Consider the following 21550-nt stretch of genomic DNA (forward strand, 5'->3'; position numbering starts at 1 on the left):
GGGAGCGGACTGCTGCCCGGTCAGGGCCGTTCGGCCGCCCGCCTTCCCCTCCGGGTTCCTTCTGTTGCTCCGGCGTCCCGTGTTCTGCCAGGTGATGCACTGCCAGGTGCTGAAGTCTCTCCAGAGTCTCGCGTCGCATCGCCGCGGGCCACCGCTGCGGCCGCTGCCAGCGCGCCGGTGTCCTCGACGTCGTCGGGTTCTATGGCAGGCGAACCCGCCCGTGAGGCTGGCAGGCTGCTTGCGTCCCTGACGCCCGCTGCCCTTATCCCGGTGGCTTTGACAACGAGGACGGCGATAAGCGTCGTGACAGGGATGGCCAGCACCAGGCCGACGGAGCCAACGAGGGTCCTGATGACTTCCTCGGAGAGTTCGGCGCTGGTGAGCGCTTCGCCCAGAGGCCTGTTGTAGAGCATCACGATGATGAGGGTTGGCAGGGCCGCGCCCGCATAGGCGAAGGCGATGGTGTACACGGTGGAGGCGATGTGGTCCCGGCCGATCCGCATCGCCGAGGAGAAGAGTTTGCGGGCACTGGTCTCGGGCGCCAGTTCGTAGAGCTCCCAGACAGCCGATGACTGGGTGATGGTGACGTCGTTAAGGACGCCCAGCCCGGAAATAATGAGCCCGCAAAGGATGATCCCGGAGATGGAGATGTTGGCCGAAACATTACTCAGGGTGGCGGCGTCGTGACTGCCCACTCCGGCAAGGTTGGCTGCATCAGTGGCCCACGCTGCCAACAGCGCGGTGATCACCAGGCCGAAGATGGTGCCCAGCAATGCCGTTGAAGTCCTGGCAGAGAAACCATGGGCAAAGTACAGCACCCCGATCATGATCACCGTGGAACCTACCAGCGCCAAAAGAAGAGGCGGCTTGCCCTCGACCAGGCCAGGGAGCATAAAGGCGACAAGAACGGCATAGGCGCCAATGAGTCCGACCAGTGCCCGTAGCCCCCGCCAGCGTGCCACCGCCACAACTACTACCGCATAAAGGACAGCAAGCAGGATGATGGGCAGAGTCCGGACGAAGTCAACGAAGATGTAGGCAGGCGTTCCCTGGGCTGAGGAGGCACCCTGGGCGTTTGAAAGGTTGAGGTAACGGATGTTGTCACCCACTTTGACGCCGTGGGACTTCACGACATCGGGGTTGATGACCACCTTGACAGGGTTCCCGCCCTTATCCGGCTCGGTGTAGGCAAAGGTGCAGTCCGAACCCTGTTGGGACGGCTGAGCGCCGCTCTGCTCCCCTGTGTCCTGCTGTCCGCCAGGCGGTTCTCCTGCGTTCTGCTGCCCGCTGTTCTCTTGTCCGCTGCTGGCGGGGGCCTGGGTGCAGGATTCCACCACCACCCGCTGGATTTTGCCGGTATCAAACGTGACTCCTGGCGCGGCCGTGTAGGGGCTGGCGAGGGTAAGCCCTTCCTTGCTGCCGGAGGGCCACATCATGACCATGGCCGCCAAAGTGAGCAGGGTCAGCGGAACCAGGACTGCCGCGAGGAGCCAGTTGGCCCGTCTCCTGGAGGCGATGGCTTCCGGCGTTGGCTCCGAATGCTCAGTGTGGCCGTGCGAGTGTCCGGATCCCATCAGCAGTTCGACCTCATATCTTCAACTCTACGCGTGGTGCAGTGGCCCCCCGGAAGCGGTTAGTCCGAGACGACGAAAGTCTCGGCGCCCTGCCGGCGGGCCTTGCCCGATTCCAGCAGGGGTTCGACGACGGCGCGCAAGGCAGTCATCGAGTCATCCAGTTCCAGCAGCACCGGGTACTGGTAGGCGATGAGGGCCAACAAGTCACGTACGGCCGCCTGCGCCTCATCCGGAGCAAGCTTCGGATCATGGCCCAGAAAGACGTCCGACGGCTGGACAGGCTGCCCCGGTTCTGAGGTGCCCTGCGCATAACTGATGGCGAAGGCCTGCAGTTTGCCTTTTCTGCTGGCAGGCACGCCGGCCCCGAAGGCGCTCGCTTTGGGAGCCCTCAGCACGATGGCACCGTGCGCTCCGCTGAGATCATCGAGAAAAAGCCGCTGAACTGTGGAAACAGCGAGGTCCCCCGGGCTGTCCCAGTCGTGGACGGCCGTGTAATACCGCCCAACCGCGTCGCTGAGCTCCACGGAACCGGTGGCCAGGTCCTCCACCCGCTCGGACGCTGCTTCCTCTGAACCGTCCCCAAAGACCGGGAGCTTCAGGGCTGCCGGCTCCACCACTATCAGCTGCGAGCGCTGGATGGGAGTGAGCCCTGCCTGCGCGGCAAAAGCGGCAGCCGGTGTACCCGGCTCCACCTTGCATCGCAGTTTGGAAACGCCCGACGGCGCCGCCTTCGCTTCGTGCCGCAGCATGGTCAGCAGCGTGGAGCCTACGCCCTCCCGCCGGTGGTCGCGGGCAACCTCAATGTAGGCCCAGAGCCTTTCAGGGTGGAGGGACGCTTCGTGAACCACGCCTGCAGCGACCGGAATCGCGACGCCGTCAACAACGTCTTCGGCCACGATGCACCGGCGCCAGGGAGCATTTCCTGAAGGTGCGAGCGTTCCTCGGAACTGCCCCGCCTGGACAGTTTCGGGGTCTCCCCACATTTCCAGCAGCGCGAGGTCATCGCCGTCGCGCCATTCCCTGTACTCAATGGCCATACTCAGGCACCCACCAGCCGGGCGGCGAGGTAGGCCTCCACCTTGTCGAGCGAAACACGGTCCTGGCTCATGGTGTCGCGCTCACGGATGGTGACCGCCTGGTCCTCGAGGGTATCGAAGTCCACGGTGATGCAGAACGGCGTACCGATCTCGTCCTGGCGGCGGTAGCGGCGGCCGATGGCACCGGCGTCGTCGAACTCGATGTTCCAGTTCCGGCGCAGCTGGGCGGCAAGGTCCTTGGCCTTCGGGGACAGGTCCTCGTTGCGGCTCAGCGGAAGAACGGCAGCCTTGACCGGAGCGAGGCGGGGATCGAGCCTGAGCACTGTACGGACATCGACACCGCCCTTGGCGTTGGGGGCCTCATCCTCGGTGTAGGCATCCACCAGGAAGGCCATGAAGGAGCGGGTCAGGCCTGCGGCCGGCTCGATCACGTATGGGGTGTAGCGCTCATTCGTAGCCTGGTTGAAGTAGCTCAGGTCCTGGCCGGACGCCTTCGCATGAGTGGAGAGATCGAAGTCGGTGCGGTTGGCGATGCCCTCCAGCTCGCCCCACTCCGAGCCCTGGAACCCGAAGCGGTATTCGATGTCTGTGGTTCCCTTGGAGTAGTGGCTGAGCTTGTCCAGCGGGTGCTCAAAGAAGCGGAGGTTTTCCTCGCGGATGCCAAGGCCGGTGTACCAGGCCATGCGCTCCTTCATCCAGTACTGGTGCCATTCCTCATCTGTGCCGGGCTCGACGAAGAATTCCATCTCCATCTGCTCGAACTCGCGGGTACGGAAGATGAAGTTTCCGGGCGTGATCTCGTTGCGGAAGGACTTGCCGATCTGGCCAATACCGAACGGCGGCTTCTTCCGGGAAGTAGTGAGCACGTTGCTGAAGTTCACAAAGATGCCCTGGGCGGTTTCCGGACGGAGGTAGTGAAGGCCTTCCTCGTTTGCCACGGGACCCAGGTAGGTCTTGAGGAGGCCGGAGAACTCCTGCGGCTCGGTCCACTGGCCGCGTGTTCCGCAGTTGGCGCAGGCGATGTCCTTCAAGCCGTTCTCGGCCGGGCGGCCCTTCTTTTCCTCATACTCTTCTTCGAGGTGGTCCGCGCGGTAGCGCTTGTGGCAGGAGAGGCACTCCACAAGGGGATCGGAAAATACGTCGACGTGGCCGGACGCTTCCCATACCTGGCGGGGCAGGATCACTGAGGAATCAAGGCCGACGACGTCCTCACGGCCGCGGACCACTGATTGCCACCACTGGCGCTTGATGTTTTCCTTCAACTCGGCACCCAAGGGCCCGTAGTCCCACGCTGAACGGGAGCCACCATAGATTTCACCGGCCTGGAAAACGAATCCCCGGCGCTTGGCGAGGGAAATGATCTGGTCGAGGACGGATTTTGCTGCCATGGTAACTCCAATTTCTACAGGCCGCTGGGTGCGGTCCGCGCGGTCTGGCCCCGGATCCCCGGCTGGTTGCCGGGCGGGGCGATGCAAGGTTCGCAGTCCCCCAACCAGCAGTAGATGCGGTTCTGAGCCCTCAAAACGACATGCTACTTACTTGGGCGTGCGGGAAAGCTGTGCAGAAAAGCTGCGGTTCCTAGACTACCGGCCTCCCGGCGCGTTGGCTCGCCGGGTGGCCATCCGGCGACGCTACCTTCTGAGGATCCCCCGCGGCCAGGGCAAGGTGGCAAGGACGATTGCGCCGAGGGTCAACAGAGTGCCCAGCACCGTAGGGAGGGCTATCACTGTTCCAGGGGTGGGGAAGACCACGTCCAGGCCAAGGGATCCCAGGAGTTGGCCCGCGATCATACCCAGCCCCGTCACCAGCACTCCGAGGCTGCGGACCAACAGGGCCCCAAGCCCGATGAAGACGCACCCCATCGGACCGCCAAGGTAGTACCACCATTCGGCGGGCAACGCATTGCCTGCACCCAGGACCGCAAGCTTCACCAGCCACGCCAGCCACAGCACCACGGTGCCGGAAACGAAGTTGACCAGCGTGGCGGCCAGGGGTGTGCCGTAGTGGGCGGTGGCGGTGCCGTTCATAGCCTGCTGGAAACTTATGAAGAAGCCTGCCAGTACAGGGAGCAGCAGGGGAAGGAGCAGCTGGCTTGGTTCACTCAATCCCGCGTCTGCACCCGGCCCTGCCGGGCCTGTGGCCGTAGCCGCCGGCGCCCCGAACCGTGGCGATACCGCCCAGGCCACGGCGGCAATCGTGAGCAGCGAGCCCAGGATCCGGATACCGGTGACGGACCGCTTTCCTGCCGGCCCGATCCCCAGCCTGTCCACAAGGAGCCCGCTGAGGGTCTGCCCCGTTACGGTCGCCACGGTAAACAGGGCAACGCCAAGCAGCCCAATGGTCAATGACTGGGCGAAAACAAACAGGGCACCAATACTTCCGGCCATGACATAGACGGGCGGAAAGCGGCGTTCCTTCACGGCCGGAAGGATCTGTGCGAGGCCGGCCCGTCCCTTGGGCAGGATCAGGCAAATGACCAGCATCAGGATCAGTCCTGTAGTGAAACTCACCGTCGCTGCTGCGATGCCGTCGTCCAGCTTCGTGCCCAGGGCTCCGTTGATCCGGCCCTGGAAGGGAATGGCCAGTCCGGCGGCAACAGCCAATGGCAGTCCTGCAACAAGGGGAAGGCGGGGAACGGAAGTCACCGGATCCACCCTACGTCAGGCATTATTGCTTGTATGAGCAACCCGGAGATTGAAGAGATTCCCATCCGTGACCAGATGATCCGCCTTGGCCAGCTGCTGAAGCTCGCCAACCTGGTGGAGGACGGCGTGCAGGCTACGGAGCTGATCAAGAACGGCCTCGTGCAGGTCAACGGGGAAATCGACGACCGGCGAGGCCGCCAGCTCCACGACGGGGACACTGTCACCGTCAACGGGCACACTGTCCAGATCATCGCGCCTTCCGACATTTAGCTGCGTTCGCTAGTGCATTTGCATCGGACGTTGGTGACGATGCGCTAACCAGGGGGCACCATCGAGTCATGACCAAATACCTCATCTCCTTCCCGAGCGAAGCCATGGTGCTCACCGACGAGGAGTTCCCGATTGTCTTCGCCGAATCCCACGCTGTGATCGCGGAGGCGAAGGCCGCCGGCGTCTACGTATTCGGCGGCGGGATCAATGAGGAAGTCGATCCTTTGCTGGTCTCCCCCGACGGGTCTGTGGGCACCGATGTCTATCCGGGCTCCGAGCTCAAGGGTGGGTTTACCGTGCTGGAGCTGACCACGCGCGAGGACGCTGTCGAGTGGGCGAGGAAGATCGCAGTGGCCTGCCGTTGCCCACAGGAGCTCCGCGAGTTCGGGTACGACCCCGAGAGCTAGTTGGGGGCTACTTGTTCAGGACCTCGTGGGTGAGGAACTCGGACACGTGGCCGATCTCTTGCTGGTTGATCCCGTGCCACATTCCTGTGTAAAGCACCTTGGTGAGTTTTACGTGCTTGCGCACCCAGCCCATGGTGAACTCGATCTTGTCCGGCGTGATGACCGGATCCTGCTGGTCCCGGCCCCAGAACATCGGCACACCGCCGTCGAGCTCGTGATCAAAGAAGTCCGGATCGTCGCCGGAATCCACCACAAAACCTGAAAGCCCGACGACGGCGGCAAAGTCCGTGGGGCGCTGCCTGAGCATCGTGGTGGCCATGGCCATGCCCATTGAGAACCCCAGCAGGGTCACGGACGGGTGGTTGCCTTTGATGCCGTCGAGCCAGTCCAGGACGTAGGAGGAGGCGATCTTGACGGCGTCGACCGAGTATTCGACGGATCCGGTCAAGGGGAACCACGTGAAACCCGGTCCCATGGCTATCGGAGCCCTGACGGATGCAACAACAAATTCCTCCGGCAGCATGTCCGCCAGGCTCAACAGGTCCTGCTCGTTGGCACCGTAACCGTGCAACAGGACAAGGAGCGGCTTGCCGGCCCGGGCCTCTTCGGGCTTGGACCAGAGAACAACAGGGGCAGGGAAGCTATCGGCTGAAGTCATGGGTCCATTCTTACAGTTACCCATTAGTAACAACCTACGGTGGCGTAGCTTTGGACCTGGAGGGCAGGATATGAAGGTGAGCCAAATCGAAGCCGCCTCCAGCCAGCCAGAGCCCATCCAGCCGCATCCCTGGAGCCGTTATGTAGCCATGGGCGACTCTTTCACCGAAGGCATCGGCGATCCCGAACCCGGCAATCCCGGTGGGCATCGAGGTTGGGCGGACCGCATGGCGGAGGAGCTCAGCCGCGGACACGAGGACTTCGCTTACGCCAATCTGGCCGTCAGGGGGCGCCTCCTCCAACAGATCGTGGATCAGCAGCTTGCCCCGTGCCTGGCCCTGAAGCCGGACCTGGTGACGCTCTCGGCCGGTGGAAATGATCTCATCCGCCCCGGGGGCGATCCGGATGCCCTGGCGGAGAAGCTGGACTCAGTGGTCCAGATCCTCAGCATGGACGGCGCCACGGTGGTGCTCTTCAACGGCCCGGACACAGGATCGTCGGTGTTGGGCCGGATCCGCAGCAAGGTGGCCATCTACAACGAGAATCTCCGCACGGTGGCTGCGAGGCACGATGCCATCATCGCCGACATGTGGTCACTGCGGCAGCTGCATGACCCGCAGATGTGGGACGCCGACCGGCTGCACTTCTCGCCGCTCGGTCACCACACCATTGCGGCGATGGTCCTTGATTCGCTCAACGTCAAGCACACGCTGGAACCGCTCGCGCCGAAACCATTGCCTCCACGCAGCTGGCGCGAGGCACGGACCGGCGATCTTGTCTGGGCCAGGGAGTACTTTGTCCCCTGGGTGGTGCGGCGATTACGTAACCGCTCATCCGGTGATGGAATCACTGCCAAACGGCCCACTCCCGGCCCGGTGTTCGGACCCGGCATGCCACTGGGATCGGGTGAAGGCCCCCTTGCAACCGAGGACTCACGGCACTCGTAGCTTTCCCCGGCCGTTAAGCTGGAAGGAATACATCTGAGAGGCGTGACGTCGTGGACGCATTTTTCCTGCTTATCATCCTGGGGGTTCTGGTTCCCGTGGCAATCCGCCTGTTCCGCAGGTCCGGCGGCCGGAACCAGAATCAGGGCATTAACGGTCAGTACCCTGGCCCGCTGAACAACCAGAACAACCAGTACAGGGACGGTTACACCCAGCGGGACTATTACGGAGCTTTCGGCGCCTTCGACCAACCAGGCAACCAGCCCGGCAACCAGGGTCAATATGGACCGCCTCAGGTCCCGCCGTTCCAAGGACCAAACGGCTATCAGGATCCGAATGGCTACCAGGCTCCCGGCGGCTACCAGGCTCCCGGCCAGCCCGGTCAGCCCGCGCAGCCCGGCCAGGTGCCTTTCGAGGACAGCCCGGAGTATCGGGAGTGGCTGGCCCGCCAACAGCCCCAGCAGCCTTCCGCCCCGGAAACCCCGCCGCCGCCGTCGGCCCCGCAGGGATACCGGGCACGAAAACTGGCTGAACTGGATCAGCAGTACAGCAATGGTGAGATCGCCATGGAGGAGTACATGGCCCGCCGGGCAGAGATCATGAAGGGCTAAGCTAGTTTGGCCGCTTGCCCCCGGCAACGTCGCCACCCGAAACCCGGCCGCTCTTGTTCTGCAGCCTGTCGATGTGCTTCGAGGCCGCTGCCTTGCTGATATTGGCCGGGATCTCTTCGCCGGCCTCCCTCGCCAAGGTGTCCAGATAGCTGCGCTGAGCCGCTGTCATTGGTTCATCACCCGTGACCCAGTCCTCTGGATCGCGGTCCATTCCTGCTCCGGGTTCCGGAACCGGGCTGCCCAGAGTCTCGTCGTCCTTGTCCATAAAAACACTTTAGGACAAGCAACAATCCCGGTGTAGAGGCCTCGTTGCCATGCTCTGAAGACGGTCCGGCAGCGCTTCTCTGCAACGCGTCTGGAGCGCACCTAAGCCCGGAACAGCCTCCTGATGACGGTGCCTGCAGAGAGGGCGTCCAGTCCCTCGTTGATCTCCTCGAGCGGTTTGGTGTCTGTGTGGAGCAGCTCGACCGGGAGCTTCCCTTCCCGCCAGAAACCGAGGTAGCGGGGGATGTCACGTTCCGGGACGGAATCTCCCATATAGGAGCCGAGCAGTCGTTTCCCTGCCCCCGCAAACTGCAACGCCGGGACAGCCAGCTCTGCCGACGGATGCGGCAATCCAACCGACACGACTGCCCCTCCCCTGGTCAGCAGGTCAAGGCACGCACCCATCACCGCTGCCGAACCGACGGCCTCAACGGCCACGTCCACTCCATCCCCCGTGGCCTCCTCGACGAGCCGTGCCGCCTCTTCAGGGGTGCCGGCCGCCGTCGCCCCGCAGTCCCTGGCGATCTGGTGCTTTCCCGGGTTCGGGTCTATGGCGATGATGTGCGCGGCGTCGGCCAGCCGGGCAGCCATTACGGCTGACAGGCCAACTGCACCAAGCCCAACGACGGCGACCGACTGTCCCGGCGTCGCTTCCGCTGTGTTGAGCACCGCCCCCATTCCCGTCAGTACAGCGCATCCGAACATGGCTGCAACGGTGTCCGGAACGTCCTCGGGGATGACCACCGCGGACTCCCGTGCAACCACCGCATAATCGGCGAAGGCCGAAACCCCGAGGTGATGGTTGATCCGTTCTCCGGAGGCGGTCCTCAGCAAGGCACCGCCGTGGAGGAGGTCCCCGGAGCCATTGACTTCCGCCGCGCGGTGACACAGTGCCGGCCGGCCTGCCAGGCAGGCGCGGCAGGAACCGCAACTGGGAACGAATACGAGCACCACGTGGTCCCCGACACTGACATCTGCTATACCCGGCCCGAGGGCCACCACCCGCCCTACCGCCTCATGGCCGAGAGCCATAGGTAAAGGCCTGACGCGCGACCCGTCCACCACTGAAAGGTCAGAGTGGCAAAGGCTCGAGCACGTAATGGCCACACCGATCTCACCGGCCCTGGGTTCCGGTTGGTCCAGCTCCTCAATTCTCAGGGTGTTTGCCTCGGTGTGAGCGGTGCCGGGCGGAACTGTTGCATGGAGGACGGCCGCGCGCATCAGGTCCTACTTTCGTCCGGCTGCCAGCAGATCCGCTGTTCCCCTGGCATCGGCGGCATCAACGTCCAGCAGGGAGATCCCGCGGGTCTCTTTCAGGACGAGTACGGCAACGGCCGTCACCAGGCATGCACCCATGAGGTACAGGGCTACCGGAGTGGAGGAGCCGAAGGCGTTCAGCAGGGACGTGGCGATAATCGGGGCGAGCGAGCCGGCCACAATCGAGGTTACCTGGTAGCCAAGGGACACTCCGGAGTAGCGCATCCGCGTGGGGAACATCTCCGCCATGATGGCAGGTTGTCCGGCGTACATGAGGGCGTGGAAGAGCAGGCCGATGGTGATCGCGGAAAGGATGATGAGGTCGTTCGCCGTATCCATCATCGGGAAGGCAAAGAATCCCCAGGTGCCGCCCAGGATCGCTCCGGCCAGGTAGACGGGACGGCGGCCGAAGGCGTCCGACAGCTTCCCGACGAGCGGCACGGCGCAGAAGTGTACGAAGTGGGCAACCAGGAGAAGGAGCAGGATCCGTGACGTGTCTGTCTGGACAACCACCTTCAGGTACGTGATGGAGAACGTCACCACGAGGTAGTACAGGATGTTCTCCGCGAAGCGCAGGCCCATGGCGGTAAAGACACCACGGGGATAGCGGCGGAACACCTCGGCCACGCCGTAGCCCTTTTTCTCGACGGCTACTTCTTTACGGGCCTCGAGGAAGATGGGAGCGTCGCTGACTTTGGTTCGGATGTAGTAGCCGACGACGACGATCACCGCGGACAACCAGAACGCTACGCGCCATCCCCAGCCCAAGAAGTCAACGGACGACAGCACTGCCGAGAGCGTGAAAAGCACACCGGTGGCGAGCAGGTTGCCCACCGGCACGGCAGCTTGGGGCCAGCTGGACCAGAAGCCACGGGACGCGCTGGGGCTGTGCTCTGCGACGAGAAGCACGGCCCCTCCCCATTCCCCGCCTACAGCGAAACCTTGGACGAAGCGAAGGAAGACGAGCAGCGCCGGCGCCCAGTAGCCGATCTCGCCGAAAGTGGGAAGGCAGCCCATCAGGAAGGTGGATACGCCCACCAGGATGATGCTCAGCTGCAGGAGCTGCTTCCGGCCGAACTTGTCGCCGAAGTGGCCAAACACAATTCCGCCGATGGGGCGTGCAATGAAGCCGACAGCGTAGGTGACGAAGGCTGCGATGATGCCGTCCAGTTCCGTGCCCGAGTTCGGGAAGAACATCTTGCCGAAGACGAGGGTGGCGGCTGAGGCGTAGAGGAAGAACTCATACCACTCCACCACAGTCCCGGCCATGGAGGCGGTGACAACTTTTTTGAGCCCTGAAGCTTTGATATCAGTTTCTTCTAAACGCCTTGCGGCGGAGTTTTCCGTACTCATGATGCGAACTCCTTCAGCGTCTACATCGACGCCACGTGGAACCATTCGAAGGCGGACGCTGGTGACCTGCACCACGAACCGCCGGATTCATCGAGTATGGCCTCACATCAGTGCAGGCTCAACGGCGAAAAGTGCAGACATGCTCTGCAAAAATGCAGAAACTCTGCGCTCGAGGCCTGCCTAGGGAAAGAAGCTCCTGCGCAGCTCTTCGCTGAGCTGCCCGATCTCCGTGAGGAAACCGTCATGGCCAATCGGTGCCTCAATGACGTGGACGGGAACGTCGCCCGGCAGCGCCTGGGCAAGCTCGTGGGACTGTGCAGGAAAGTACAGCCGGTCCGTGTCAACCGCCGCCACAAAGAACTGGGCGGTCGCGGCAGACAACGCGTCCTTGAGTGGGCCGCGCCCCCGGCAGACGTCGTGGCTCATGAGCGCCTCGGTGATGGCAATGTAGCTGTTGGCGTCAAAACGCTTTACCAGCTTGCTGCCCTGGTGGTCCAGATAACTTTCCACCTGGTACCGGCCACGCTCCCCCAACGACACTGCCTGCAGCGGGCTTTCGCCACGCTGGGCATCCCGGCTGAATCTCGTGTCCAGTTCAGCAGCTGAACGGTAGGTGATGTGGGCGATGCGTCGGGCAAGGGCGAGCCCTGCTTCGGGCTCGGGCCCACCGTAGTAGTCCCCGCCGTTGAAATTCACGTCCTGTCGGATGGCAAGAGTCTGAGCCTGGGCAAAAGCGATCTGCTCTGCGGTGCTGCGCGCGCCGATGGAGATCACTCCACAGCGCTGCACCCGACCCGGATGGCTGACAGCCCACTCAAGGGCACGGGCACCGCCGAGGGAGCCGCCCAGCACGGCATACCAGCTGCCGATGCCCAAGGCGTCAGCAAGGCGCGCTTCCGCCGCCGTCGTATCCCGCAGCGTCACCAGCGGGAAGCGTGAGCCCCAAGGACGGCCATCGGGTGCCACCGTCGAGGGTCCCGTGGACCCGTAACAGCCACCGAGGATATTGATGGAGACGACGAAGAACTTGTCGGTGTCAACGGGGGCTCCCGGACCCGCCAGCTGTTCCCACCAGCCTTCCTCCTCGCTCTCACCGCGGGTAACATGCGTGCTCCCGGTAAGGGCATGCTGGATCAGGACAGCGTTGGAGCCATCACTGTTGAGGGTTCCCCAGGTTTCGTAGGCCAACGTGACGTCGGGAAGGTGGCCCCCGGCTTCGAGTTTGAGGCCGCCGATGGTGAGAAACCGGACAGTCCCGTCCGGAACGCTCTTCGGATGCGCAACGGGTTCCGTTGCAGGCAGTTCGGTTCCGGGCAGTTGGATTCCGGGTACGCCGGTGCGGTTGACGGCAATCGTCATAAGAGGACCTTTTCTACGCGCTTGCCTGCCATCAGCTGACTGACAGGCCAGGTCTTCACCCGGGGCACCCCACCGCGGAAGGAGGGTTGCCGGCCAGCAAGCCGGGGCTGTCGCTGGCACTCATGACCTTTTCAAAGTCTACGGAGAACGGTGCCGTAATAGCGAAGATTGTGACAGCAATATGACTCAGGAGGACAAAGGGCGACGACGACGCGCGATAGTAGCGCAGTTAGGTGACCCTAAGCTGAGAGGCCCATCACAAAGTGCCAAGATGAAGGCTATGCGCATGGATCACGTCTCTTACGCCTGTGAAAACGATGGCCTCGCGGCCACTACCGAACGAATTTCGTCCGCCTTGGGCGTCGAAGCTGTGAAAGGCGGGGTACATCCCCGCTTTGGAACCCGGAACATGATCATCCCGCTCGCCGGGCACAAATACCTTGAAGTCGTGGAGGTCCTTGACCACCCGGCATCAGATAAAGCACCCTTCGGACAGGCCGTCCGGGCCCGCTCGGCGGCTGGCGGGGGCTGGATGGGCTGGTGCGTCGAAGTAGACGACCTGGCGCCGTTCGAGGAGCGGCTTGGCCGTGCGGCCGTCAATGGAAACCGTAAATTCCCGGACGGACGCGAACTCGTTTGGAAGCAAATAGGCATCCTGGGACTCATCGCCGATCCCCAGGTTCCCTACATGCTCAAGTGGGAAGGTGACCCGTCACTGCACCCGTCCAACGCGTACCCAAGCAGCGTCAAGATGTCCAGCCTCACCATTGCCGGATCAGCCGAGCGGGTCACCGAATGGCTGGGTGAGCCCGTGGAGAGGCCTCTTGAAGACGTCGCCGTAAACTGGCTCGCACCGCACGGAACGCCGGGGATTCTGTCCGTCACGTTCGAAACCCCCATCGGAGCAGTCACCATCTGATCCAGCCACTGTGGGGAGGCTACCTCGTTCTTTGGAGAGAGCTCCCCCATATCCACGGGCAAAGTCTGCCCACAATACTTCGGCCGCCAACAGCGGGTGCCAATGACGTCACTTGCTGATGGTGGCCGAATTCCTTTAAGCCCTTACCCCAGCCCGATTGCCTTGCCAAAGAGACTGAAGCCCACGAAGGCCACTATGTCCAGCAGGGCGTGGGCAATGACGAGGGGCATTACCCTGCGCGTCCGGGTGTACAGCCATGCGAACACAGCTCCCATCACCGCGTTGCCGATGAAGGGGCCAAAGCCCTGGTACAGGTGGTAGCTTCCACGGAGCACGGCGCTGGTGAAGATGGCCAGCGGCACGCTCCAGCCGAACTTCCCGAGCCGGTTGAGCAGATACCCCACCACGATGACTTCCTCGACGATCCCGTGCCGGATGGCAGAGAGGATCAGAACCGGGACGGTCCACCAGTAGTCGTCAAGGGCGCTCGGGATGATGGCGGTGGTGATGCCCAGTTGCCTGCCGACGGCATAGAGCGCCAGCGAGGGGATGCCGATCAAGGCGGCGAGTCCCACCCCTTGCAGCAGGTCCTTCCCCGGCCGGGCCAGGTCGAAGCCCAGCTTGCCGAACGCGGACTGTCCCCGAAGGCCTGCGGGCCGTTGTTCTGTGAGGAAGTAGAAGACCAGGAGCACCGGCACCAGGGCAAAGGCAATGTCCAGCAATTGGTAGGTCAGGTCGAAGTATTCCCGCGTACTTTGGGAACGGTTGAGGGTGGACGTGCCCTGGGCCAGCGGCGCCTGGCTCATCTTGTCCAGCAGCTGCACCACTGAGTAAACGGCGGACTGGCCCAGGGAGAGGCCCAGGACAATCAACACTTCAATCCGCAGACGACGGCGGGATGGCACCAGCATGTTCCTATCTTGCATGCATTTGCTGGTTCTTTCCTGTACCCACCCGGTACAAGCCGGACCTGCCCCTATGCTTGAGGCTTATGAGCGCGCCCGGGAAAATCATCATGATCCGGCATGGCCAGTCGGCTGCCAACGCCGATACCTCGATCTACAACCGTGTGCCCGATTACCGCATCCCCCTCACGCTTGCAGGACTGGAGCAGGCCAGGAAGGCCGGGGACGATGTGCGCCGTCAGCTCGACGGTCAGCAGGTGTGCGTCTATGTCTCTCCTTACCTCCGGGCCTATCAGACCCTCGAGGCGCTGAACCTGGGCAACCTCGTTGAGCGCGTCATTGAGGAGCCCCGGCTAAGGGAGCAGGACTGGGCCAACTTCCAGATCTCCGGGGAGATCGAGGACCAGAAGGAGCTCCGCAACGCCTACGGACACTTCTTCTACAGGTTCCGTGAGGGCGAGTCAGGTTCCGACGTCTACGACCGCATCTCCTCCTTCATGGAAACCCTGTACCGGCATTGGTCCAAGCCCTCCTACGCGCCGAACGCCCTGCTGGTGACCCACGGGCTGACCATGAGGCTGTTCTGCATGCGTTGGTTCCATTGGTCTGTGGAGTACTTCGAGTCCCTCAACAATCCCGAGAACGCCGAAGTCCGGACCCTGATCCGCACCGAGCTCGGCAAATACGAGTTGGACAAGCCCTTCAGCCAGTGGGTGGAGCGCCGGGTGGACGAGACGGTGCTCGACGCTCCCCCGATGCTCTTCTAGCCGGTCCAGAGGCCTACCCCACGGCCTGGCTTTACTTAGCCCGTGCGCCGGCACGCCAGACAGCGTGCGTCAGCGGGATTCCCGGGCGGTAGGCGAGGTGAGTCGCCGAGGGCGCATTGAGCATGTGAAGGTCTGCCCGGTGGCCGACGGCGAGGGAACCCACCGCCCGTTCCCCGTCGACGTCGTTCCCCGACTCCCGGCCCAGCGCCAGGGCACCGCCGTAGCTCGCCGCGCGGACAGCTTCGTGGACACTGAGGCGCATCTGCAGCACGGCAGTGGTCACGCAGTAGGCCATGGAACTCGTGTAGGACGTTCCCGGATTGCAGTTGGAGGCCAGGGCAATCGGGACTCCGGCGTCCAGGAGCTCGCGGCCGGGCGCAAGGGGCTGTCTGGTGGACAGGTCGCAAGCGGGAAGGCAAGTGGCCACCGTTCCCCGCTGTCCGTTTCCAGTGTTCCCGGACCAGCTGGCGGCGAGCGCGTCCAGGTCTGCCCGTGACAGGTAGTTGACGTGGTCGACACTGGCTGCGCCAAACTCCACCGCCAGCTGAACCCCCGGGCCCTCGCCAAGCTGGTTGCCGTGGACGCGCAGGCCCAGTCCTGCATCCTTGCAGGCCTTCAGCACCCGCCTTGACTGCTCTTCGGTGAAGGCGCCGCGCTCACAGAAGACGTCTGCCCAGCGGACGTAGGGCCGGACTGCCGTCAGCATCGGGCCGCAAACGAGGTCCGTGTATTCCTCCGCGTCCATTCCGTCCGGCACCAGGTGCGCTCCGAGAAAGGTCACTTCGTCGACGGCGGTGGCGGCGATGCGGGCACTCCGGGCCTCGTTTTCCACATCCAGTCCGTAGCCCGTTTTGGTTTCCAGGTACGTGGTCCCCTGGGAGACGGCCTCCGCCACCCGGCCAAGCGCCAGCCGGGTCAGGTCGTAGTCGCTGGTGTTCCGGGTAGCGCCGGTGGTCACCGCTATGCCCCCCGCGCTGTAGCTTTCGCCAGCCATGCGGGCCTCAAACTCGGCAGTCCTGTCCCCGGCGAAGATCAGGTGGGTGTGGGAGTCCACCCAGCCTGGCAGCACGGCACGGCCGCCGGCGTCCACCACATCGTCGGCCGCAGGGGCCTCTGCCGCCATGCCGATCCATGAGATACGTTCCCCTTCGATCACCACAGCGGCATTCTTGAGGACGCGGTGCTCCAGGTCCTGGGTCATCAGTTCGGCGATATTGGTAACGAGGGTGCTCATGGATCAATTCTTCAGCGCCGGATGGACCAGCGGGTGGCGGCCAGGGCTTCAGCTGTACGGGATACCGGACGCTTGCCTTCCCCGGTTAATTGCTGCCCGGCAGTCTGCTGTCCGGCACTCTGTTGTCCGACGGTCTTATTTCCGGTCAGGATCTGCTCCGCTGCCAGTTCAGCAATCGCCGAGGAGGTCTGGAAGCCGTAACCGCCCTGTCCGGCGAGCCAAAAGAATCCGGGCGCCTCGGCGTCGAACCCCACGACGGGAAGGCCGTCGGCCGCTTGGGTCCGCAAACCCGTCCAAGCGGTCCTGACGCCGCTGATCCCCAGAGTGGTCACCGAGTTCAGCCGCGCGATCAGCGTCTCCACGTCTCCGGGGTGCGGCTTCGCGTCTTCTGGACCGCTGGGCACCGCTTCCGAAGGGGAAACCAGGACGTCGGCCCCCTCCCGGCGGAAGTAGAAGGATTCGTCGGCTGCCGCCACCATGGGGCAATTCTCCGGAAGTGAATGTTCGACGGCGACAATCGCCGCCGTCCGCCGGTACGGCTGCAGGCCAAGCTTTTCCACCCCGCTGATGACAGCAAGCTCATCGGCCCACGCGCCTGCGGCGTTGACCAGGACACCGGCCTGCAGCGCCTCCTGTCCGGCCCCGATCTGCCAGCCCGAGCCGAGATGCTGGGCCGAATGAACCCCCGCTCCCGTGATGATGTCGACGCCCGCGCTCTCCGCCACCTGCCGGTGATGCTCCAAAAGCACCGGGGCATTGCAGCCGAAGGATTCTGTATCTAGGCCTGCGGCGCTGAACGAGTCCGGTTCAAGAACCGGACAAAGCGCCAGGGCCTCCGTGTGACTGATCCGGCGCATGGAGCCGCTGGCTTCTGCCCGGACGGTATCCTCATCCCCGATCAGCATGAAGCTGCGTGGTGTGAGGACTTTGACGGGCTTGGCCTCATCCTCTGCAGCGATCAGCTCAAGGGTACGGACAGTCAGCTGCTGCACCACGGCCGGGCCGTAGCTCGGAATCAGCTGCCGGGCCGAGCGCGATGAGGTGTGATAGGCAAGAGACTGCTCGGCTTCCACCAGGGCGACCCTACATTTTCCCGCAAGGGCCGAGGCCAGTGACAGCCCCGCTATGCCGCCGCCTACAATCACCACATCATAATTTGCTGACATTGCTCCATCCTTGCAGACGGTGGCGGTTGGCGCAGTGCAGCATCAGCTCAGGCGGCATTCCGCCGGGGCGGGGCTCAGGCGGCGAGAGCCTCACGGCTTTCCACGAACGCCCTCACGCAAGCTTCGACGTCGTCAGTGCTGTGCGCAGCCGAAAGCTGTACCCGGATCCGTGCTGCACCCTTGGGTACCACCGGGTAGCTGAAGGCCGTCACGAAGACTCCGTGCTGCAGCATCCGGTCTGCCACCTTGGCAGCCGCCACTGCGTCACCGAACATCACCGGAACGATCGCGTGTTCGCCCTCTAGAAGTTCAAAACCTTCTTCAGTCATTCTGTTCCGGAACAATTGGGCATTGGCGAAGAGCTTGCTCCGCAGCTCAGCGGAATTCTCCACCAGGTCAAGGGCCTTGAGGGTGGCTGCAACGATGGAAGGGGCCAGCGAATTGGAAAACAGGTAGGGGCGCGCCTTTTGGCGGAGCATCGCCACAATTTCGCTGCGTCCCGAGACGTAGCCGCCGGATGCGCCTCCCAGGGCCTTGCCGAACGTTCCCGTGTAGATGTCCACGCGGGAGGATACTCCGGCGTGCTCCGGGGTGCCCGCTCCTGTGCCTCCCATAAAGCCCACGGCGTGGGAATCGTCCACCATAACCAGGGCGTCATACTGCTCGGCAAGATCGCAGATGGCCTCCAGCGGGGCAAGGTAACCGTCCATCGAGAACACACCGTCCGTGACGATGATGGTCCTGCGTGCCGGTTTCTCACCCCGCGTCGCCTCAATCAGTTTCGCCTCGAGGTCTGCCATGTCCCTGTTTGCATAGCGGAACCGCTGGGCCTTGCAGAGCCGGATGCCGTCGATGATGGACGCGTGATTGAGGGCATCGGAGATGATGGCATCCTCGGCGCCGAAAAGTGATTCGAAAACGCCGCCGTTGGCATCGAAGCAACTGGAGAACAGGATGGTGGCCTCGGTGCCCAGGAATCTGGAAACCCGCTCCTCCAGGGCCAGGTGAACATCCTGGGTGCCGCAGATGAAACGGACGCTGGCCATGCCGAAGCCCCGCTCGTCCAGGGCGGACTTCGCCGCTGCAATGATCTCCGGATGATCAGCGAGGCCGAGGTAGTTGTTGGCGCAGAAGTTAAGGACGTCTGCTCCTGCCTCACCGATTTGGCCTGCCCGGATGTGGTTGCCCTGCGGGGAATCAATGTGCCGTTCGGTCTTGAAAAGCCCTGCGGTGCGGATCTCGTCCAGCTCGCCCTGCAGCTGGTCCTTGATGCCTGAATACATGGTGCTCCTTAGATTTCAGTCCAGTTGAGGACGACTTTGCCGCCGATGCCTGCGCGGGCGATTTCAAAGCCTTTTTCCCAGTCGGCGGCCGGGAGGGTGTCGGTGACTACGGCCGAAATGCCGGCGTGCAAAGCAGGGTTGGAGGACAGCATGGCGCTCATGGCATACCAGGTCTCGAACATCTCACGGCCGTAGATGCCTTTGAGGGTCAGCATATGGGTAACCACCTTGCCCCAGTCGATATCAATGGACTGGCTGGAAAGGCCAAGCATGGCGATGCGGCCGCCGTGGTTCATGTTGTCTATCATTTCGGGCAGCGCGGTGGGGTGGCCGGACATTTCCATGCCGATGTCAAAGCCCTCGCGCATACCAAGCTCCTGCTGCGCGTCCTTGATCCTCATTTTGGAAACGTCAATGGCCAGGTCAACGCCCAGCTTCCGGGCCAGTTCAAGCCGTGGAGCCGAGACGTCCGTAATGGCGATCTTCCGCGCCCCCGCATGCCGGGCCACGGCGATGGCCATCAAGCCGATGGGACCGGCCCCGGTGATGAGGACATCTTCACCGACGAGCGGGAAGCTGAGGGCGGTGTGGACAGCATTGCCGAAGGGATCGAAGATGGCGCCCAGCTCCGGGGTCACGGAGGGATCCTGATGGACCCAGACGTTCGTTTCGGGGATGACCACGTACTCAGCGAAAGCGCCGTCGCGCTGGACACCGACGCTGACGGTGTGGATGCACATCTGCTTCCGGCCGGCACGGCAGTTACGGCAGATCCCGCAGACTACGTGTCCCTCCCCGGAAACCCTGTCGCCCACCTTGACGTCCCTGACGCCGTCCCCTGTTTCCACCACTTCGCCGTAGAACTCGTGGCCTGGGATGAGCGGGGCTTCGATGATGCTTTGCGCCCAGGCATCCCAGGACTGGATGTGGAGGTCGGTCCCACAGATGCCCGTGGTCATTACCCGGATCTTGACATCGCCAGGCCCGGCTTCGGGCTCTGGCCGGTCTGCCAGTTCGAACCCGGAATGGGCACCGGACTTATACAGAGCCTTCATTGGCTTCCTCCACTCTTGCTGGCCCCTGTCTCGGAGGCCATGAACTTCCTTCATTAGAGCCTCAAAAACGCATTAGCACAACCGGGAGTTTCTCAATCGACGATTTAGCTTTTGCTTAGGAATACAATCATGCTTATGGAAATTCACCAGCTGGAGATGCTGCGCGAACTCGGTGCCCTTGGCAGTGTCAAAGCCGTGGCAGAAACGCTCCTGGTAACACCTTCCGCCGTGTCCCAACAATTGGCGTCTCTGCAGAAGAGCCTGGATGTGCCGCTTACCCGGAAGGAAGGGCGGAACCTGGTCCTCACCGACGCCGGGCAGGTACTGGCCGATGCGGGAGCCGCCGTCGTCAGCGCCATGGCCGAAGCCCGGCGCGCGATAGGCGCCTACCACGCATCTCCGGTCTCGCCGGTGACGGTGAGCGGTTTCCACAGTGCCGGCCAGGTTCTGTTTGCTCCCCTGGCCCGGCTCCTGGACGCTCCTGATACTCCGAAGGTGCTGCTCTCCGACGAGGACGTGGCCCAGCAGGATTTTCCGGCGCTGACCGCGCGGTACGACCTGGTGCTGGCGCACCGGATGGACCACAGCCCGAGATGGCCTGAGGAGAGGGTGGCCGTGATCCCGCTCGCCCGGGAACCTCTCGACGTCGCCCTGCCGGCCAATCATCCGCTGGCCCGGTTGCGCTCACTGACAACGGACGACGTCGCCGGCGAACCCTGGGTGACCAGCCGCGCCGGCTACTCCCCCGCGGACGTCCTGACCGCCGTCGCCGCCTCATCAAGCCGCGAGCTCAACATCGTGCACCGCATCAACGATTACTCCACTGTCGCGGCACTGGTGGCCGCCGGCAGTGTCATTGGCCTGCTACCGCGCTACACAGCCAGGCCGGCACTGAATCCGGGTATCGTGCTGCGCCCGTTGGAGGGCATCAGCACCAGAAGGAGGATCGACATCCTGGCACGCCCCGAAAACCTGAAACGGACGTCGGTCATGATGGTGTGCCATGCGCTCCAAAAGATCATGGACGGACTCGTTGACGCGGACGGGTCTCCGGTTTAGGACACGCAAAGGGCATCAGGACGCCGAAACGGTCGGAGGACACCTAAATTTGGTGTCCTCCGACCGTTTGCGCGTCCCGAGCGGCTCTGGTGGCTCAGGCGCTCCACCTATGGTGCATTGCCCGGTGCCTGATTTTTGCCCAGGGCCTTGCCGTTTCCTTTGGCATGATCCTTGCCGGGCCGATGATCCCTGCCGAAGCCCATACCGTTCCCGGGTCCGTCCGGGGCTACCCCTGCAACGATCTTTTCCGCTGCAACCGAGTCGCCGTCCCTGATGCCCTTGGCGCGGACCGTGTCGCCGGCCTTAAGGTCCGCTGCGGTGACATCGGTGGGCTTGAGCCGCTTCCCGGACTCGTCAGTGGGTAGTGAGCCGTCCTCTGCCAGTGGCGGAAGTTTGACTATCCGTGTTTCAGCGCGAATGACGTAGGTCTGGCTGAACCCGTCCTCGCTCTTGACGGTGACGGAGTTCTCGCTGACTGATTCCACCGTTCCACGCTGGGAAACCTCGGTCTGGAAGGAACCGTCGCTGTTCTTGACCACGGTCTCGCTATGCAGGGCCTGGCCTCGCTGGGCTTTGTCCGGCCTGTTCTTCTGTCCCTTGTCCTGGGATTGGCCCGGCGGGGAGGCTGACTGGGACTGGCCATTGTTGGGCGGATCACCCGCCGACCATGCGACAGCAGCTCCCGTTCCAGTGAGCGCGACTGCAATGGTGCCCACGAGGGCAGCTTTACGTATGTTCCTGGGCTCCTGGGTAGCCATGGCACTTCCTCCCGCCGCGCCGGGTG

At 63.4% G+C, this 21550-nt stretch carries 22 protein-coding genes and 1 riboswitch; of the genes, 7 read left to right on the forward strand and 15 right to left on the reverse strand.

Features of this window, described 5'->3' with window-relative positions:
• Window positions 1–20: 20 nt before the first annotated feature.
• The 4 genes from M1E05_RS14870 to M1E05_RS14885 all read right to left on the reverse strand — a co-directional run bounded on the left by M1E05_RS14870 (window position 21) and on the right by M1E05_RS14885 (window position 5256).
• Window positions 21–1574, reverse strand: coding sequence for a YibE/F family protein (locus M1E05_RS14870; RefSeq protein ID WP_458113766.1), 1554 nt, complete (start codon window positions 1572–1574; stop codon window positions 21–23).
• Window positions 1575–1633: 59 nt separating this feature from the next.
• Window positions 1634–2611: a GNAT family N-acetyltransferase gene (locus M1E05_RS14875; RefSeq protein WP_461163376.1), complete on the reverse strand. Its 978-nt coding sequence runs from the start codon at window positions 2609–2611 to the stop codon at window positions 1634–1636.
• Window positions 2612–2613: 2 nt separating this feature from the next.
• Entirely contained in the window at window positions 2614–3999 is a 1386-nt protein-coding gene (locus tag M1E05_RS14880) for a glycine--tRNA ligase (RefSeq protein WP_461163377.1), read from the reverse strand.
• Window positions 4000–4242: 243 nt separating this feature from the next.
• Entirely contained in the window at window positions 4243–5256 is a 1014-nt protein-coding gene (locus tag M1E05_RS14885) for a DMT family transporter (RefSeq protein ID WP_461163378.1), read from the reverse strand.
• Between the two features lie 33 nt (window positions 5257–5289).
• On the opposite strand from M1E05_RS14885, the gene M1E05_RS14890 reads away from it, so the two are divergent.
• Window positions 5290–5526 (forward strand): RNA-binding S4 domain-containing protein, encoded by a 237-nt coding sequence (locus M1E05_RS14890; protein WP_247044191.1) that lies wholly within the window; start codon window positions 5290–5292, stop codon window positions 5524–5526.
• A 68-nt stretch (window positions 5527–5594) separates the two neighbouring features.
• A complete protein-coding gene (locus M1E05_RS14895; protein ID WP_461163379.1) occupies window positions 5595–5933 on the forward strand; it encodes a YciI family protein in 339 nt (112 codons plus the stop codon).
• Between the two features lie 7 nt (window positions 5934–5940).
• Here M1E05_RS14895 and M1E05_RS14900 read toward each other — a convergent pair whose 3' ends face one another.
• Complete coding sequence (locus M1E05_RS14900; RefSeq protein ID WP_461163380.1) at window positions 5941–6591, reverse strand: alpha/beta hydrolase; 651 nt, start codon at window positions 6589–6591, stop codon at window positions 5941–5943.
• A gap of 70 nt (window positions 6592–6661) precedes the next feature.
• Between M1E05_RS14900 and M1E05_RS14905 the strand changes: the two genes are divergently transcribed.
• The gene (locus tag M1E05_RS14905) at window positions 6662–7537 is read left to right on the forward strand and encodes an SGNH/GDSL hydrolase family protein (RefSeq protein WP_461163381.1); all 876 of its coding nucleotides are present in this window, start codon (window positions 6662–6664) and stop codon (window positions 7535–7537) included.
• Between the two features lie 50 nt (window positions 7538–7587).
• The gene (locus M1E05_RS14910) at window positions 7588–8145 is read left to right on the forward strand and encodes a hypothetical protein (protein WP_461163382.1); all 558 of its coding nucleotides are present in this window, start codon (window positions 7588–7590) and stop codon (window positions 8143–8145) included.
• Window position 8146: 1 nt separating this feature from the next.
• Here the strand turns inward: M1E05_RS14910 and M1E05_RS14915 are convergent, their stop codons facing one another.
• The 4 genes from M1E05_RS14915 to metX form a co-directional block, all read right to left on the reverse strand.
• Window positions 8147–8410, reverse strand: a complete 264-nt coding sequence (locus tag M1E05_RS14915) for a DUF3072 domain-containing protein (protein WP_461163383.1) — start codon at window positions 8408–8410, stop codon at window positions 8147–8149.
• Between the two features lie 101 nt (window positions 8411–8511).
• Window positions 8512–9630 (reverse strand): zinc-dependent alcohol dehydrogenase family protein, encoded by a 1119-nt coding sequence (locus M1E05_RS14920; protein WP_461163384.1) that lies wholly within the window; start codon window positions 9628–9630, stop codon window positions 8512–8514.
• A 6-nt stretch (window positions 9631–9636) separates the two neighbouring features.
• Window positions 9637–11019, reverse strand: a complete 1383-nt coding sequence (locus M1E05_RS14925) for an MFS transporter (RefSeq protein WP_461163385.1) — start codon at window positions 11017–11019, stop codon at window positions 9637–9639.
• A gap of 180 nt (window positions 11020–11199) precedes the next feature.
• Entirely contained in the window at window positions 11200–12378 is a 1179-nt protein-coding gene (gene metX, locus M1E05_RS14930) for a homoserine O-acetyltransferase MetX (RefSeq protein WP_461163386.1), read from the reverse strand.
• Between the two features lie 12 nt (window positions 12379–12390).
• A riboswitch (SAM riboswitch) is annotated at window positions 12391–12506 on the reverse strand.
• 152 nt (window positions 12507–12658) lie between these two features.
• Between metX and M1E05_RS14935 the strand changes: the two genes are divergently transcribed.
• Entirely contained in the window at window positions 12659–13297 is a 639-nt protein-coding gene (locus M1E05_RS14935; protein ID WP_458113754.1) for a VOC family protein, read from the forward strand.
• A 143-nt stretch (window positions 13298–13440) separates the two neighbouring features.
• Here the strand turns inward: M1E05_RS14935 and M1E05_RS14940 are convergent, their stop codons facing one another.
• A complete protein-coding gene (locus tag M1E05_RS14940; protein WP_461163387.1) occupies window positions 13441–14208 on the reverse strand; it encodes a CPBP family intramembrane glutamic endopeptidase in 768 nt (255 codons plus the stop codon).
• Window positions 14209–14288: 80 nt separating this feature from the next.
• On the opposite strand from M1E05_RS14940, the gene M1E05_RS14945 reads away from it, so the two are divergent.
• The gene (locus M1E05_RS14945; protein ID WP_309106976.1) at window positions 14289–14969 is read left to right on the forward strand and encodes a histidine phosphatase family protein; all 681 of its coding nucleotides are present in this window, start codon (window positions 14289–14291) and stop codon (window positions 14967–14969) included.
• A gap of 31 nt (window positions 14970–15000) precedes the next feature.
• Here the strand turns inward: M1E05_RS14945 and hutI are convergent, their stop codons facing one another.
• From hutI to tdh, 4 genes are all read right to left on the reverse strand, one after another.
• Window positions 15001–16203: an imidazolonepropionase gene (gene hutI, locus M1E05_RS14950; protein ID WP_461163388.1), complete on the reverse strand. Its 1203-nt coding sequence runs from the start codon at window positions 16201–16203 to the stop codon at window positions 15001–15003.
• 11 nt (window positions 16204–16214) lie between these two features.
• On the reverse strand, window positions 16215–17369 hold the full coding sequence (locus tag M1E05_RS14955; RefSeq protein ID WP_461163389.1) for an NAD(P)/FAD-dependent oxidoreductase: 1155 nt from the start codon (window positions 17367–17369) through the stop codon (window positions 16215–16217).
• Between the two features lie 74 nt (window positions 17370–17443).
• Window positions 17444–18652: a glycine C-acetyltransferase gene (locus M1E05_RS14960; RefSeq protein WP_461163390.1), complete on the reverse strand. Its 1209-nt coding sequence runs from the start codon at window positions 18650–18652 to the stop codon at window positions 17444–17446.
• A gap of 8 nt (window positions 18653–18660) precedes the next feature.
• Entirely contained in the window at window positions 18661–19707 is a 1047-nt protein-coding gene (gene tdh, locus M1E05_RS14965) for an L-threonine 3-dehydrogenase (protein ID WP_461163391.1), read from the reverse strand.
• 135 nt (window positions 19708–19842) lie between these two features.
• Here tdh and M1E05_RS14970 point away from each other — a divergent pair, with 135 nt between their 5' ends.
• The gene (locus tag M1E05_RS14970) at window positions 19843–20766 is read left to right on the forward strand and encodes a LysR family transcriptional regulator (protein ID WP_458114452.1); all 924 of its coding nucleotides are present in this window, start codon (window positions 19843–19845) and stop codon (window positions 20764–20766) included.
• Between the two features lie 107 nt (window positions 20767–20873).
• Here M1E05_RS14970 and M1E05_RS14975 read toward each other — a convergent pair whose 3' ends face one another.
• On the reverse strand, window positions 20874–21524 hold the full coding sequence (locus tag M1E05_RS14975; protein WP_461163392.1) for a hypothetical protein: 651 nt from the start codon (window positions 21522–21524) through the stop codon (window positions 20874–20876).
• Between the last annotated feature and the right edge of the window lie 26 nt (window positions 21525–21550).

The organism is Arthrobacter sp. R4-81 (assembly GCF_054792365.1).

Bases quoted from the DNA above. Each gene is read 5' to 3' on its own strand.
- M1E05_RS14960 (WP_461163390.1), bottom strand. From the start codon at position 18,652: ATGTATTCAGGCATCAAGGACCAGCTGCAGGGCGAGCTGGACGAGATC.
- M1E05_RS14970 (WP_458114452.1), top strand. From the start codon at position 19,843: ATGGAAATTCACCAGCTGGAGATGCTGCGCGAACTCGGTGCCCTTGGC.
- M1E05_RS14955 (WP_461163389.1), bottom strand. From the start codon at position 17,369: ATGTCAGCAAATTATGATGTGGTGATTGTAGGCGGCGGCATAGCGGGG.
- M1E05_RS14925 (WP_461163385.1), bottom strand. From the start codon at position 11,019: ATGAGTACGGAAAACTCCGCCGCAAGGCGTTTAGAAGAAACTGATATC.
- M1E05_RS14905 (WP_461163381.1), top strand. From the start codon at position 6,662: ATGAAGGTGAGCCAAATCGAAGCCGCCTCCAGCCAGCCAGAGCCCATC.
- M1E05_RS14870 (WP_458113766.1), bottom strand. From the start codon at position 1,574: ATGGGATCCGGACACTCGCACGGCCACACTGAGCATTCGGAGCCAACG.
- M1E05_RS14945 (WP_309106976.1), top strand. From the start codon at position 14,289: ATGAGCGCGCCCGGGAAAATCATCATGATCCGGCATGGCCAGTCGGCT.
- M1E05_RS14880 (WP_461163377.1), bottom strand. From the start codon at position 3,999: ATGGCAGCAAAATCCGTCCTCGACCAGATCATTTCCCTCGCCAAGCGC.
- M1E05_RS14940 (WP_461163387.1), bottom strand. From the start codon at position 14,208: ATGCTGGTGCCATCCCGCCGTCGTCTGCGGATTGAAGTGTTGATTGTC.
- tdh (WP_461163391.1), bottom strand. From the start codon at position 19,707: ATGAAGGCTCTGTATAAGTCCGGTGCCCATTCCGGGTTCGAACTGGCA.
- M1E05_RS14915 (WP_461163383.1), bottom strand. From the start codon at position 8,410: ATGGACAAGGACGACGAGACTCTGGGCAGCCCGGTTCCGGAACCCGGA.
- hutI (WP_461163388.1), bottom strand. From the start codon at position 16,203: ATGAGCACCCTCGTTACCAATATCGCCGAACTGATGACCCAGGACCTG.
- M1E05_RS14895 (WP_461163379.1), top strand. From the start codon at position 5,595: ATGACCAAATACCTCATCTCCTTCCCGAGCGAAGCCATGGTGCTCACC.
- M1E05_RS14975 (WP_461163392.1), bottom strand. From the start codon at position 21,524: ATGGCTACCCAGGAGCCCAGGAACATACGTAAAGCTGCCCTCGTGGGC.
- M1E05_RS14920 (WP_461163384.1), bottom strand. From the start codon at position 9,630: ATGCGCGCGGCCGTCCTCCATGCAACAGTTCCGCCCGGCACCGCTCAC.
- M1E05_RS14875 (WP_461163376.1), bottom strand. From the start codon at position 2,611: ATGGCCATTGAGTACAGGGAATGGCGCGACGGCGATGACCTCGCGCTG.
- M1E05_RS14900 (WP_461163380.1), bottom strand. From the start codon at position 6,591: ATGACTTCAGCCGATAGCTTCCCTGCCCCTGTTGTTCTCTGGTCCAAG.
- metX (WP_461163386.1), bottom strand. From the start codon at position 12,378: ATGACGATTGCCGTCAACCGCACCGGCGTACCCGGAATCCAACTGCCC.
- M1E05_RS14890 (WP_247044191.1), top strand. From the start codon at position 5,290: ATGAGCAACCCGGAGATTGAAGAGATTCCCATCCGTGACCAGATGATC.
- M1E05_RS14935 (WP_458113754.1), top strand. From the start codon at position 12,659: ATGCGCATGGATCACGTCTCTTACGCCTGTGAAAACGATGGCCTCGCG.